The organism is Streptomyces sp. SP18BB07 (genome assembly GCF_036322545.1).
GTDB classification, from domain to species: Bacteria; Actinomycetota; Actinomycetes; order Streptomycetales; family Streptomycetaceae; genus Streptomyces; species Streptomyces deccanensis.
On sequence record NZ_JAQYWT010000363.1, the window covers coordinates 472880 to 485702 of the forward strand.

15 protein-coding genes are annotated in these 12823 nt (G+C 70.4%); 8 read left to right on the top strand and 7 right to left on the bottom strand.

The annotated features are described in order from the left end of the window. Positions 1-35: 35 nt before the first annotated feature. The 3 genes from PUR53_RS43295 to PUR53_RS43305 form a co-directional block, all read right to left on the bottom strand. Positions 36-704: a transglycosylase SLT domain-containing protein gene (locus PUR53_RS43295; RefSeq protein WP_329899305.1), complete on the bottom strand. Its 669-nt coding sequence runs from the start codon at positions 702-704 to the stop codon at positions 36-38. Between the two features lie 277 nt (positions 705-981). Further along, a complete protein-coding gene (locus PUR53_RS43300) occupies positions 982-2091 on the bottom strand; it encodes an S-adenosylmethionine:tRNA ribosyltransferase-isomerase (protein ID WP_329912165.1) in 1110 nt (369 codons plus the stop codon). Next, complete coding sequence (locus tag PUR53_RS43305) at positions 2088-2783, bottom strand: SDR family NAD(P)-dependent oxidoreductase (RefSeq protein ID WP_329912166.1); 696 nt, start codon at positions 2781-2783, stop codon at positions 2088-2090. Before PUR53_RS43305 ends, PUR53_RS43300 begins: the two co-directional genes overlap by 4 nt. A 283-nt stretch (positions 2784-3066) precedes the next feature. Here PUR53_RS43305 and PUR53_RS43310 point away from each other — a divergent pair, with 283 nt between their 5' ends. From PUR53_RS43310 to PUR53_RS43325, 4 genes are all read left to right on the top strand, one after another. After that, positions 3067-4212: a GAF domain-containing sensor histidine kinase gene (locus tag PUR53_RS43310; protein ID WP_329899308.1), complete on the top strand. Its 1146-nt coding sequence runs from the start codon at positions 3067-3069 to the stop codon at positions 4210-4212. Further along, on the top strand, positions 4205-4846 hold the full coding sequence (locus PUR53_RS43315; protein ID WP_329899309.1) for a response regulator transcription factor: 642 nt from the start codon (positions 4205-4207) through the stop codon (positions 4844-4846). The genes PUR53_RS43310 and PUR53_RS43315 overlap by 8 nt, the downstream gene beginning before the upstream one ends. Positions 4847-5003: 157 nt before the next feature. Further along, positions 5004-5252: a chaplin ChpE gene (gene chpE, locus PUR53_RS43320; RefSeq protein ID WP_033529228.1), complete on the top strand. Its 249-nt coding sequence runs from the start codon at positions 5004-5006 to the stop codon at positions 5250-5252. A gap of 208 nt (positions 5253-5460) precedes the next feature. Further along, positions 5461-5700 (top strand): chaplin family protein, encoded by a 240-nt coding sequence (locus tag PUR53_RS43325; RefSeq protein ID WP_329899310.1) that lies wholly within the window; start codon positions 5461-5463, stop codon positions 5698-5700. 261 nt (positions 5701-5961) lie between these two features. Here PUR53_RS43325 and PUR53_RS43330 read toward each other — a convergent pair whose 3' ends face one another. Then, the gene (locus PUR53_RS43330; RefSeq protein WP_329899311.1) at positions 5962-6747 is read right to left on the bottom strand and encodes a hypothetical protein; all 786 of its coding nucleotides are present in this window, start codon (positions 6745-6747) and stop codon (positions 5962-5964) included. Between the two features lie 149 nt (positions 6748-6896). Here PUR53_RS43330 and PUR53_RS43335 point away from each other — a divergent pair, with 149 nt between their 5' ends. The 3 genes from PUR53_RS43335 (at position 6897) to PUR53_RS43345 (ending at position 9371) form a co-directional block, all read left to right on the top strand. After that, complete coding sequence (locus PUR53_RS43335) at positions 6897-7688, top strand: ABC transporter ATP-binding protein (protein WP_329899312.1); 792 nt, start codon at positions 6897-6899, stop codon at positions 7686-7688. A 145-nt stretch (positions 7689-7833) separates the two neighbouring features. Continuing rightward, positions 7834-8265, top strand: coding sequence for an NfeD family protein (locus tag PUR53_RS43340; protein WP_184895828.1), 432 nt, complete (start codon positions 7834-7836; stop codon positions 8263-8265). 158 nt (positions 8266-8423) lie between these two features. Next, on the top strand, positions 8424-9371 hold the full coding sequence (locus tag PUR53_RS43345; protein ID WP_239753134.1) for an SPFH domain-containing protein: 948 nt from the start codon (positions 8424-8426) through the stop codon (positions 9369-9371). A gap of 154 nt (positions 9372-9525) precedes the next feature. Here the strand turns inward: PUR53_RS43345 and PUR53_RS43350 are convergent, their stop codons facing one another. From PUR53_RS43350 to PUR53_RS43360, 3 genes are all read right to left on the bottom strand, one after another. Beyond that, complete coding sequence (locus PUR53_RS43350; protein WP_329912167.1) at positions 9526-10032, bottom strand: HNH endonuclease; 507 nt, start codon at positions 10030-10032, stop codon at positions 9526-9528. A 154-nt stretch (positions 10033-10186) separates the two neighbouring features. After that, the gene (locus PUR53_RS43355; RefSeq protein WP_329899313.1) at positions 10187-10723 is read right to left on the bottom strand and encodes a YbhB/YbcL family Raf kinase inhibitor-like protein; all 537 of its coding nucleotides are present in this window, start codon (positions 10721-10723) and stop codon (positions 10187-10189) included. Between the two features lie 52 nt (positions 10724-10775). Continuing rightward, positions 10776-11558, bottom strand: coding sequence for a sporulation protein (locus PUR53_RS43360; RefSeq protein ID WP_329899314.1), 783 nt, complete (start codon positions 11556-11558; stop codon positions 10776-10778). A gap of 211 nt (positions 11559-11769) precedes the next feature. On the opposite strand from PUR53_RS43360, the gene PUR53_RS43365 reads away from it, so the two are divergent. Next, positions 11770-12411, top strand: a complete 642-nt coding sequence (locus tag PUR53_RS43365; protein ID WP_329899315.1) for a DNA-3-methyladenine glycosylase — start codon at positions 11770-11772, stop codon at positions 12409-12411. The last annotated feature ends 412 nt before the right edge of the window (positions 12412-12823 follow it).

Below are 12823 nucleotides of genomic sequence, written 5' to 3' on the forward strand. Positions count from 1 at the left end.
CGCCCTTCCGCGTTCTCAGAGGTCCCGCGCGGGCCTCAGTACGCGCTGTTGACGTTGTCGATCGAGCCGTAGCGGTCGGCGGCGTAGTTCGCGGCGGCCGTCAGGTTGGCGACCGGGTCGTACTGGCTCTTCTTCGTGCCCGGGACGTGGTAGGCGTCGAAGGTCGGCTTGATGACCTGCAGCAGACCGATCGACGGGACGCCATTCTGGGCGTTGATGTCCCAGTTGTTGATCGCGTTCGGGTTGCCCGAGGACTCCCGCATGATGTTCTTGTGCAGGCCGTTGTAGGTGCCCGGGATCTTGTGCTTCTTCATGATGTCGAGCGCCTCGCGGATCCAGCCGTCGAGGTTGTTCGGGTACGACTTGGCGGCGGCGGCCTTGACCTGGGCGGCGCGCTTGGCGGACCGGCTCGCGGCCTCCTTCTTGGCGCGCTCCTGCTCGGCCTTCTTCTTCGCGGCAGCGGCGGCGGCCTTCTTGTCGGCGTCGGCGGCCTGGTTCGTCACGCTGGCCTTCGCGGCCGGGGCCGGGTTCTGGCTGAACGCCGCCGGAGCCGCGGACACCGTCTGCGTGGCGGTCTGAGCCTCGGCCGGCACCAGCGAGAACGCGAGGGCGGCGGCACCGAAGGCGGCCACGCCGGCGAACGAGAGCTTGTGGGTCTTGGTCAGCGCGAGACTGTGGCCGGGGATCTTGGCGTTCTTGAGCATGAGTGATGGACCTCTTCGAATAGCGCGGAGGTCGCTCTGCGTGCCAGGTGGGGGACACAGCTCTTCCAGCACAAACGCCGCGGGATGACCCGCGGCGTCGAGCGACAGCAGCAATTCTTAGCGGCCGCAAAATCGCGTGGCAAAGGTGTGACGTACGATGCCGCTTAGTTGCACCGGAAGCGGCAAAACGGGACAGACCACCCCGTCCTTCCCGCTCATACCGCCCGTATGCATCTCCTAGGTTTCTTCGTACGTGATGTGCGCCCTATGGGGGGCCTCACACCGCCCCGACGGTTTGTTCACTGTCAGTTGCGCCAGCAATGCTCTGCGTGAGGCGCCTCTCCGGCAGGATCAGATGCACGTCCCCGAACTCGTGCCACAGATAACGCCCCCCGATCGCGGCCTCGTACGCGCCCTCGATCGCCGCCCGCCCCGCGACCGCCTCCAGCATCAGCAGATGCGAGGCCTCCGGCTCGTGCAGCCCGGTCAGCAGCCCGTCGACCACCCGCACCCCGCGCTCCGGCGTCACCACCAGATCCGTCCAGCCCTCCCGGGCCCGTACGACGCCGTCGGAGCCGGTCGCCGACTCCACGGCCCGCACCGCCGTCGTCCCCACCGCGACGACCCGTCCACCACCCGCCCGCGCCGCGTTGACCAGCCGCGCCGAGGCCTCGGGCACCGCGAACCGCTCCGGATACGGCGGCTCGTGCGCCTCCGCCGACGCGACCCCGGTGTGCAGCGAGACCGGCGCGAACTGCACCCCCCGGCTCACCAGCTCCGCCACCAGCCGAGCCGTGAACGGCCGCCCGGCACTCGGCATCTCCGCGCTCCCCGCCCCGTCCCGCGACGGCAACGCGAACACCGTCTGGTACACGGACAGCGGCTGGTCCCGCTCGGTGTAGGAGTAACGGATGGGCCGCCCGTGCGCCCGCAGCAGTCCGGCCACGCCCGACGAGGACACACGGGCCCACCACAGCCGGTCGCCCCGTGCGCTCAGGGGCTCCTCCAGGACCAGCCGCATGCCACGGGGCAGCCACACCTCCGTCCCCGCCGGACCGCCCGCACGCGCGCGCGTGGTGCCCCGCCCGTCCGGATCCCGCAGCTCGACCGCCCACCGCCCGTCGTCGCCCCGCGTGGAGAAATGCACCGCCACGCGCGCGTGCCCGATCCTCCCGTCCACCGCCGCCGCCAACGTCGGCGAGGTGTTGACCACCAGCAGATCACCCGCGGCCAGCAGCCCCGGCAGCGCCGCGAACGCGTGGTGCGACACCGCCGTCCCCCGCGAGACCAGCAGCCGTACGCCGTCCCGGTCGAGGCCCGCCCCGCGCTGCTCGGCGGGCACGCGCGCGTGCAGCTCCTCCGGCACCCGCACCGTCACCGTCGTCATCGCCCCTCCAGCAGGGACGGCGCCGCGTAGCGGCCACTGGCCGGCCGCTCGTCGAGCAGCCGCAGGAAGGCGGGCACCACACCGGCCGGGGCCGGCCGCGGATCGTCGTCGTCCGGTACGGCCGCCGCATACAGGTCCGTGCCCATGTCCCCGGGATCGACGGCCCACACCCGCAGCCCCGGCTCCTCCACCGCCAGCACCGCCGACAGCTGGTCCAGCGCCGCCTTCGAGGCCCCGTACCCGCCCCACGTCCCGTACGCCTCGGCCGCCGCGTCCGAGCTGACGTCGATCACCGCGCCCACGCCCGAGGCCCGCAGCAGCGGCAGCGCCTCCTGGACCAGCCCCAGCGCCGCGACCACATTGACCTCCAGCGCCCGCCTCAGCCCTTCCAGAGGCAGTTCCTCCAGCCGTACGAGCGGTTCGGCGCCCAGCGCGCTCGCGTTGTTCACCAACAGGTCCACCCCGCCCAACCGCCGTGCGGCCGCCACCAGCTCCGCCCGGTGCCCGGCGTGGGTGACGTCCCCCGCCAACGCCTCCACCCGCGTCCCGTACGCCGACAGCTCCGCCGCGGCCTCCTTCAGGACCCCGGCGGTCCTGGCGTCGAGCACCAGATCCCATCCACGCTCCGCCAGCGCCGCGCCGAGCGCCCGGCCCAGCCCCTTCGACGCCCCCGTGATGATCGCCACCGACATGACATCCGTCCCCTCGTCCTCGACCGCCCCCGAACCCGGCGGCGGTGATCCCAACCTAGGAACCCCACCGCCCCCACCGCCTCGTACGCGGGCCGCAGAGCCCCGGGGCCCTTCGCCCTACGCCACCGGGCCGGGCCCCCGGACGTAGGCCCCGTCCAAGGCCGCCCGACCCGGCCCCCGGGACCTAGGACCGGTCGTAGGCCCCGGGCCTACGACCGAAAGCCCCGGTGAGGCCTCCGGCGGTCCGATCCGCCGTGTCGGACCCCGCCGGTACGGTGAGGTCATGAGTCAAGGTCCACGGTCCGGCCTCGCCACGGTGAGCAGCGCCCTGCTGGCCATGAGCAGGCACCTGGAGGTGCGCGACGTCCTCAAGACGATCGTCGCCTCCGCGCGCGAGCTGCTGGACGCGGAGTACGCCGCGCTCGGCGTCCCCGACGATCACGGGGGCTTCGCGCAGTTCGTAGTCGACGGCGTCAGCGACGCCCAGTGGAAGGCCATCGGCCCGCTCCCGCGCCAGCACGGCATCCTCGCCGCGATGCTCCACCAGGCCACCCCCGAGCGCCTGGCCGACGTCCGCAAGGACCCCCGCTTCGAGGGCTGGCCCAGCGCCCACCCTGACCTGATCGACTTCCTCGGCCTGCCCATCCGCGACGGCGACGAGGTCATCGGCGCCCTCTTCCTCGCCAACAAGAGCTGCCCCAAGCCCGACGGGGGCTGCGGCTTCACCGAGGAGGACGAGGACCTGCTGTCGATCCTCGCCCAGCACGCCGCCATCGCCCTCACCAACGCCCGCCTCTACGAGCGCAGCCGCGAGCTGACCATCGCCGAGGAGCGCTCCCGGCTCGCCCACGAACTGCACGACGCGGTCAGCCAGAAGCTGTTCTCCCTGCGCCTGACCGCCCAGGCCGCCGCCGCCCTCGTCGACCGCGACCCCTCCCGCGCCAAGGGCGAACTGCAGCAGGTCGCCGCCCTCGCCGCCGAAGCCGCGGACGAACTGCGCGCCGCCGTGGTCGAACTGCGCCCCGCGGGGCTCGACGAGGACGGCCTGGTCGCCACCCTGCGCACCCAGGTCCACGTCCTCGACCGCGCCCACAGCGCCCGCGTCACCTTCTCCGGCCGCGGCGCCCGCGCGCTGCCCGCCGCCCAGGAGGAGGCCATGCTGCGCGTGGCGCAGGAGGCCCTGCACAACGCCCTGCGGCACTCGGGCGCCGAGCGGGTCGACGTCACACTGGACCGGCACGGCGGCGGAGCCGTCCTGCGGGTCACCGACGACGGCACCGGCTTCGACACCCAGGCCGTACGCCGCGCGGGACGCCACCTCGGCCTGGTCTCCATGCGCGACCGGGCGAGCGGGGTCGGCGGCCGGCTGACCGTGGAATCGGCGCCCGGAAAGGGCACCACCATCGAGATGGAGGTCCCCGGTGGCTGACGCGATCAAGGTGCTCCTCGTCGACGACCACCAGGTGGTCCGCCGAGGTCTGCGCACCTTCCTGGAGGTGCAGGACGACATCGAGGTCGTGGGTGAGGCCGCCGACGGCGCCGAGGGCGTAGCCCGAGCCGAGGAACTGCGGCCCGACGTCGTCCTCATGGATGTCAAGATGCCCGGCATGGACGGCGTCGAGGCCCTGCGGAAACTCCGCGAACTCGACAACCCCGCGCGCGTGCTCATCGTCACCAGCTTCACCGAGCAGCGCACGGTCGTCCCGGCCCTGCGCGCCGGGGCCGCCGGATACGTCTACAAGGACGTGGACCCCGACGCCCTGGCCGGTGCCATCCGCTCGGTGCACGCCGGGCACATCCTCCTCCAGCCGGAGGTCGCCGACGCCCTGCTGTCCCAGGAGGTGGCCAACTCCGGCCAGGGGAGAGGCGGTTCACTGACGGAGCGGGAGCGGGAGGTGCTCGGCCTGATCGCCGACGGCCGTTCCAACCGTGAGATAGCGCGGGCGCTGGTGCTGTCCGAGAAGACGGTGAAGACCCACGTCTCGAACATCCTGATGAAGCTCGACCTGGCGGACCGGACCCAGGCCGCACTGTGGGCGGTACGCCATGGTGTGACCGGATGATGTGCGGATTGTCCGGCAACATGGAGGGTTCCCCTCCGGGCTGAGATTCATACTGTCGGGTGTATGTCCCCCGGGTGGCGCATCCTGCCGGGACCCCCGCCGTTCTTCAGTGCGTGCTGCGTGCGACCGCCGCAGTGATCGCAAGGAAGGGCTCAAAGTGAAGAACCTGAAGAAGGCCGCCGCTGTCACGATGGTGGCCGGTGGCCTCGTCGCCGCCGGTGCCGGTATGGCCTCCGCCACCGACGGCGGGGCGCACGCCGACGGCAAGGCCATCGGCTCGCCGGGCGTCGTCTCGGGCAACGTCATCCAGGCCCCGGTCCACATCCCCGTGAACGCGGTCGGCAACAGCGTGAACGTCGTCGGCATCCTGAACCCGGCCTTCGGCAACCTGGGTGTCAACCACTGACGTTCCCCGCCCCGGAGCACCAGTGACCACCGGCCTCCCAGGCACCCCCTGGGAGGCCGGTCAGGTTTCGTCCTGTAGTCGTTCCATCGCCTCAATGCGCCGAAGGGGCCGTTCCCGTGGGGCGCGCGTGCCACCGCGGACCCGCCGGGCGTTGATCAGCGCACGGCCCGCAGGGCCGGACACGTACGACGCAGGAGGAACACAGCTCATGCACTTCGCCAAGAAGGCCGCCCTGACCGTCACCGCCGCCGGTCTCGCCGCGGGCGCATCGTCCGGTGCCGCCGTCGCCGACTCGGTCGCCGACAGCGCCGCGGTGGGCTCCCCGGGCGTCGCCTCCGGCCTCGACGTCCAGGTCCCCGTCGACGTCCCCGTCACGGTCACGGGCCTCAGCGCCAACCTCATCGCCGCACTCAACCCGACGTTCGGCAACATCACAGCCAACCACTGAACACGACCGCGCCGGCCATCCAGCCGTCCCAGCTGCGGGCGGTCGTGCCGCTGGGGCGATGGGGGCACCTCCCGCTCGAGCGAAGCCGAGAGTGGGGGAGGGTGGGCGCAGCGGCACCCGGCAAGCGCCGGTGAGCGAAACCCCGCCCCGCCCCGCCGCAGCCGCCGGGCAACACACGGCCAGGGGCCCAGCCCACCCCCCCGACGCCGGGCACCGCCGCCGGGCAACGACGCACCCAGGCCCGGGCGCGCCCACGGCCCCCTACCGTCCCCGCTCCCGCTCCTCCACGAACGCGTTGTACGCCGCCACCTGCGCCCGCCGAGCCGTCCGCTCCACCGGCCGCAGCGCGGCCGTCCGCGAGGCCATCTCGGACGCGCTCACGGCCCCGCCGTGCCCGTTCTCGAACGCCACCGAGATCAGCAGCCCGATCCGTTGCGCCAGCTCCAGCACCCGTACCGCACGCGGCGGATACCCGGGCGCCAACACCTCCCGCCCCCGCTCGGCCCGAGCCCGGTACGCGTCGATCGCCGCCTCCGCCACCGGCCCGGACGCCGCCACGTCCAGCCGCGACAACACCTCCGTCGCCTCCCGGAGCGCCTCCGCCAGCTCCCGCTCGGCCTCCCCGAGCGACGGCACGTCGGCCGGCGGCGCCTCCCGCACCTCCAGGCAGTGCCAGACGACCTCGACGTGCTCGTCGCCCGCCGGCCCGGCCGAGGACACCTCCGGCACCAGCCCCAGCGCACCCCCGTGGCAGACGACCGCCTCCTCCGCCTCCAGCGCCCGCTTGTTGAACTCCGGCGGCCCGCTCAGCCCCAGCGGATGCCCCGGCGCCGGCAGCGCGATCCGCAACCCGGTCACCCCGAGCGCCCGCAACCGCCCCAGCCCGAGCGTCAGCCCCACGGGCCCCGATTCGCCGGGCAACCCCTCCACCCGGTGCACCGCGTCCTCCCCGACGATCGCGAGCACCGCGTCATCCGGCGAGACAAATCCGGCAAGAAGGGCATTTCCCCATGAGGCGAGGCGTCCTGAGCGTGGTTCGGAGAGCATGCCCCCACCCTAAGGACGACCGAGGCGATGGGTGGCCCGACCGGTGGCGTAGATTTCCCTATGGGCTGCGCCCACCCGGCGGTGGCTCCAACCACAGGCGTACGCGACAGCCGAGTCAGGCCGACACTGCAAGGGGAGACAGCGCGCTCATGAGCGATGTTCTGGAGCTGGAGGACGTATCCGTGGTCCGCGAGGGCCGGGCTCTGGTGGACCAGGTCTCCTGGTCGGTCAAGGAGGGCGAGCGCTGGGCCATCCTCGGCCCGAACGGCGCCGGCAAGACCACCCTCCTGAACATCGCGTCCAGTTACCTCTACCCCAGCAAGGGCACCGCCACGATCCTCGGCGACACCCTCGGCAAGGTCGACGTCTTCGAACTGCGCCCCCGCATCGGCATGGCCGGCATCGCCATGGCGGAGAAGCTCCCCCGGCGCCAGACCGTCCTGCAGACCGTGCTGACCGCCGCGTACGGCATGACGGCCACCTGGAACGAGGACTACGAGGAGGTCGACGAACTGCGCGCCCGCGCCTTCCTCGACCGCCTCGGCATGACCGAGTACGTCGACCGCAAGTTCGGCACCCTCTCCGAGGGCGAGCGCAAGCGCACCCTCATCGCCCGCGCCCTGATGGCCGACCCCGAGCTGCTGCTCCTCGACGAGCCCGCCGCCGGTCTCGACCTCGGTGGCCGCGAGGACCTCGTACGCCGCCTCGGCCGCCTCGCCCGCGACCCGATCGCCCCCTCCATGATCATGGTCACCCACCACGTCGAGGAGATCCCCCCGGGCTTCACCCACGTCCTGATGATCCGTCAGGGCAAGGTCCTGGCGGCGGGCCCGCTGGAGCTGGAGCTCACCTCCCGCAACCTCTCCCACTGCTTCGGCCTCCCGCTCGTCGTCGAGCAGCTGGGCGAGCGCTGGACCGCCCACGGTCTGCCGCTCACCTGACCTCCAACTTCTCCCGATCTTCCGCCGGTCGGGTGCGCCCGCGCCACAACAGGGGCCGGGCGCACCCGACTTGGGATCCCTCTGTACGCGATCTTTGACCGTGTGCTCTGTTCGGCGGGCGGATCGCGGTTCTACCATGGCCGTTGTGGACAGCATCGACGCATGGGTGTGGTGGCTGATCGGCGCGGCCGGGCTCGGAATCGCCCTCGTCGTGACCGCGATGCCCGAGTTGGGAATGCTCGCCCTGGGCGCGGTCGCCGGCGCCGTGGTCGCGGGGCTGGGCGGTGGTGTCGTACTCCAGGTCGTCGTCTTCGCGATCGTCTCCGTCGCGCTCATCGCCGTCGTACGCCCCATCGCGGCCCGGCACAGATCGCAGCGGCCGCAACTCGCCACCGGCATCGACGCGTTGAAGGGCAAACACGCCGTCGTCCTGGAACGGGTCGACGGCGCGGGCGGCCGTATCAAGCTGGGCGGCGAGGTCTGGTCGGCCCGGGCGCTCGACACCGGTCAGGCCTTCGAAGTGGGTCAGGAAGTGGACGTGGTCGAGATCGAGGGAGCCACGGCGATCGTCATGTGACCTCGTACGACGTGGTCACGAGGCGATGACGCTGTGGCCTGAACGCCCCACTCGGCAGGCGGTGTTCTGCCAGACTCGACCAGCAAGATCTTCAACAGTCCGAACAGGCATAAGATCTTCAGGAAGCGCCACGGCGGAGAAGGGCACGGGGAGCAACGATGGAACCGATCATCATCGTCCTGATCATTCTGGTGGTGTTGGTCTTCATCGCCCTGATCAAGACCATCCAGGTGATCCCACAGGCCAGCGCGGCCATCGTCGAGCGGTTCGGCCGCTACACGCGCACACTCAACGCGGGCCTCAACATCGTGGTCCCGTTCATCGACTCCATCCGCAACCGCATCGACCTCCGCGAACAGGTCGTACCGTTCCCGCCGCAGCCGGTGATCACCCAGGACAACCTGGTCGTGAACATCGACACGGTCATCTACTACCAGGTCACCGACGCCCGTGCCGCGACCTACGAGGTCGCCAGCTACATCCAGGCGATCGAGCAGCTCACCGTCACCACGCTGCGCAACATCATCGGTGGCATGGACCTGGAGCGGACCCTGACCTCCCGCGAGGAGATCAACGCGGCCCTGCGCGGCGTCCTCGACGAGGCGACCGGCAAGTGGGGCATCCGCGTCAACCGCGTCGAGCTGAAGGCGATCGAGCCGCCCACCTCCATCCAGGACTCGATGGAGAAGCAGATGCGCGCCGACCGTGACAAGCGCGCCGCGATCCTCACCGCCGAAGGTACGCGCCAGGCGGCCATCCTCACCGCCGAGGGCGAGAAGCAGTCCCAGATCCTCCGCGCCGAGGGTGAGGCCAAGGCAGCCGCCCTGCGCGCGGAGGGCGAAGCCCAGGCGGTCCGTACGGTCTTCGAAGCCATCCACGCCGGCGATCCGGACCAGAAGCTCCTCTCCTACCAGTACCTCCAGATGCTCCCCAAGATCGCCGAGGGCGACGCCAACAAGCTCTGGATCGTCCCCAGCGAGATCGGCGACGCCCTCAAGGGCCTCTCCGGCGCCATGGGCAACTTCGGCAACCTGGGCGGCGGCCCCACCGTCCCCCGCCCCGCCGACGGCAACGGCGAACGCCGCGAGAAGCCGGCGATCGACTGAGCGCAGACACGACGACGGGCCCGCCTTCCGAAGAAGGGCGGGCCCAGGCGTTTTCAGGGGCGCGGGGAACTGCGCGACGAGCCACGACGCCGCCGCAGCCCGCAGACAACAGAAGTCGAACGGCGCTGGGAAGCCGGCGTTTCCGGGCGGAGCCCTACGCGGCGCCTTGCGAGAGCCAGGCCGGCAGCGCATCGAAGTCATCGTGGCCCAGCGACAGCAGCATCGCATCGGCCGGCGTCGGCTCGAACGGCTGCCGCAGCAACGGCATACCCGCCTGCTCCGGAGTCCGGTCGGCCTTGCGATGGTTGTCCTCGGCGCAGGAGGCCACCGTGTTCAGCCAGGTGTCACCACCACCCCGCGACCGCGGCACCACATGGTCGACGGTCGTCGCCCGACGACCGCAGTACGCGCACCTGTGCCTGTCCCGTACCAGCACACCCCGCCTCGACCACGGCGCTTGTCTTCGGAACGGCACCCGCACGTAGCGGCAGAGCCTGATCACCCGGGGCGCCGGTATGTCGACCGCGGTTCCCCGCATGCGCAGCTCGGGGTGGGTCTGCTCGACGACGGCCTTGTCCTGCAGCACCAGCACGACGGCTCGGTTGAGCGTCACCGTCGACAGCGGCTCGAAGCTCGCGTTCAGTACCAGCGTGTCCCGCATCCCAGCCCACCTCCTGTGCCAGCCCACCCCCCGGCGGGCTTGGATCAACTCTGGCCGGGCACGCCGAGATGGACAACGCAATAAAAAATGCCCGTCCCTGATCACTTCCAAGACCAGGGACGGGCAAACGTTCAATGAACGTCCAGCTTCGTTGCTATTCCGCCACGGCGGCGTACTCACCGATGAGTTGCGCGCGGGCCAGGGTGTGGAACCGCAGGTTGAACCCGACCACGGCCGGCGAAGCGTCCGCATCCGGGCCGAGCTTCTCCTGGTCCACGGCGTACACCGTGAACACATACCGGTGGGCCGGATCGCCGGGCGGCGGGGCGGCCCCGCCGAAGTCCTTCGTCCCGTAGTCGTTGCGCACCTGGACGGCGCCCTCGGGCAGTCCCTCGAACTTCCCCGTGCCGGCACCCGTCGGCAACTCCGTCACCGACGCCGGGATGTCGAACACGACCCAGTGCCAGAACCCGCTCCCCGTGGGGGCGTCCGGGTCGTAGCACGTCACGGCGAAGCTCTTGGTCTCCGGCGGGAAACCCTCCCAGCGCAGCTGCGGCGAGGTGTTCCCCTCCGCGTAGACCTGGGCGTCCTTGAGCGTGGAACCCGCCTCGACGTCCTCGCTCGCGACCGTGAAGGACGGCACGACCGGGTGGAAATCGTGGGGGAGCGGCGGCCTCTTCGGCTCGGTCACCTCGATACCTCCTGATGGATCCGGGGTAGATGTGGTTCCAGTCGTACCGAGCCTAGAACCAACTGCGCTTGCTGCCGACCTCGGACAGCCACTGGTTGAGGTACGCCGTCCAGTCCGTGCTCTGGTAGTCGTGCAGACCCACCTTGAAGGAACGGAACGAGTCGCTGCCCTCGCTGAACAGCCCCGGCTTCTTGTCCATCTCCAGCACGACGTCCATCTCGCGCTCGTCGGCGACGAAGCTCAACTCGACCTGGTTCAGGCCGTGGTACTGCTGCGGCGGGTAGAACTCGATCTCCTGGTAGAACGGCAGCTTCTGCCGGGTCCCGCGGATGTGACCGCGCTCCATGTCCGCGTTCTTGAAGCGGAAGCCCAGCTGGATGAAGGCGTCCAGCAGAGCCTGCTGAGCGGGCAGCGGGTGCACGTTGATCGGGTCCAGGTCACCGGAGTCGACCGCGCGCGCGATCTCCAGCTCGGTGCTCACACCGATGTGCATCCCCGGCAGCGTCTGCCCCTGGATGGTGGTGACGGGCGTCTCCCACGGGATCTCCAGCCCGAACGGCACCACGTGGACGGCCTGGGCCTTCAGCTCGAAGGCACCGCCGAGCCGCTGCTTGGTGAACTCGATGTCCTGCTTGTACTCCGCGTCCTGACCCTCGACCTCGACCTTGGCCTGAAGCCCGACGGACAGCGCTTCGATCTGCTGGTCCACGGAGCCGCCCTGGATCCGCACCTCACCCTGGACGACACCGCCCGGGACGACGTTGATCTCGGTCAACACCGTCTCGACCGAAGCGCCACCGGCTCCCAGGCTCGCGAGCAGCCGCTTGAACCCCATGTCTGTTCCTCCCGTCAGGCAAAAGCCTGCGTATCTGCGTGGTTCTGTGTTCTCTGTGGTGTGGATCGCTCTGCGTGGCGCGGAGCCTTGATCCCTACAAACGCAAACCGACGGCACCCGGTTCCGCGTCCTCCCGCTTCCTCACCCTTCCAAGGAGGACGCCCCCACGCCACCCGTCGGCACGCACCCGTCTGGACTACGCTCGTACGCCATGATCGCGAGCCCCGACCGTACGCCCCTCGCCCGCGAGTTCTTCGACCGCCCCGTGCTGGAGGTGGCGCCGGACCTCCTCGGGCGCGTCCTCGTCCGCACCACCCCGGAGGGTCCGATCGAGCTCCGTCTCACGGAGGTCGAGGCCTATGACGGCGCGAACGACCCGGGCTCCCACGCCTATCGCGGTCGCACAGCGCGCAACGGCGTGATGTTCGGTCCGCCCGGACACGTGTACGTCTACTTCACCTACGGCATGTGGCACTGCATGAACCTCGTGTGCGGTCCGGAGGGCCGGGCGAGCGCGGTCCTGCTGCGCGCCGGCGAGATCACCGAAGGGGCCGACCTTGCTCGCAAACGTCGAATCTCGGCCCGAAATGACAAAGAACTGGCCAAAGGCCCGGCCCGCCTGGCCACAGCCCTGGACATCGACCGAGCCCTGGACGGCACGGACGCCTGCACCGCCGAGGCCTCGCCCCTGACCGTTCTGACCGGTTCCCCCGTCGGTCCTGACCAGGTACTCAACGGTCCCCGCACCGGGGTCTCCGGCGACGGCGGGGTCCACCCCTGGCGCTTCTGGATCGCCAACGACCCGACGGTCAGCCCATATCGAGCCCATGTCCCCCGTCGGCGCTCAACTTGACTCGCCCCTGGGCGATCCGTAACGTAGCCCGAGCCGCTTGAACCGGTTACGGCGATCAGCCAGCAGCCGAGAGCGGCCAACCCACTACCTACGACATCCCCTCGGCGGGGGCGAATTAGGCATGCCCTGATTCCAGCCCGCACCACTCAATTATGAGTTGCCGAGGGAATCGGCTAACGTAGTGAATGTCGAAAGGCCGCAAGGGAAACCGCGAGGTCAAAAGACAGCCGAAAGGCAAATCCCCCCGACAGGGAATCGGATCGGAAAACGATCTGATAGAGTCGGAAACGCAAGACAGCAAGACCGAAGGGAAACTGCCCGGAGGAAAGCCTGAGGAAGTAGCTCGGGTGAGTACAAAGGAAGCGTCCGTTCCTTGAGAACTCAACAGCGTGCCAAAAATCAACGCCAGATA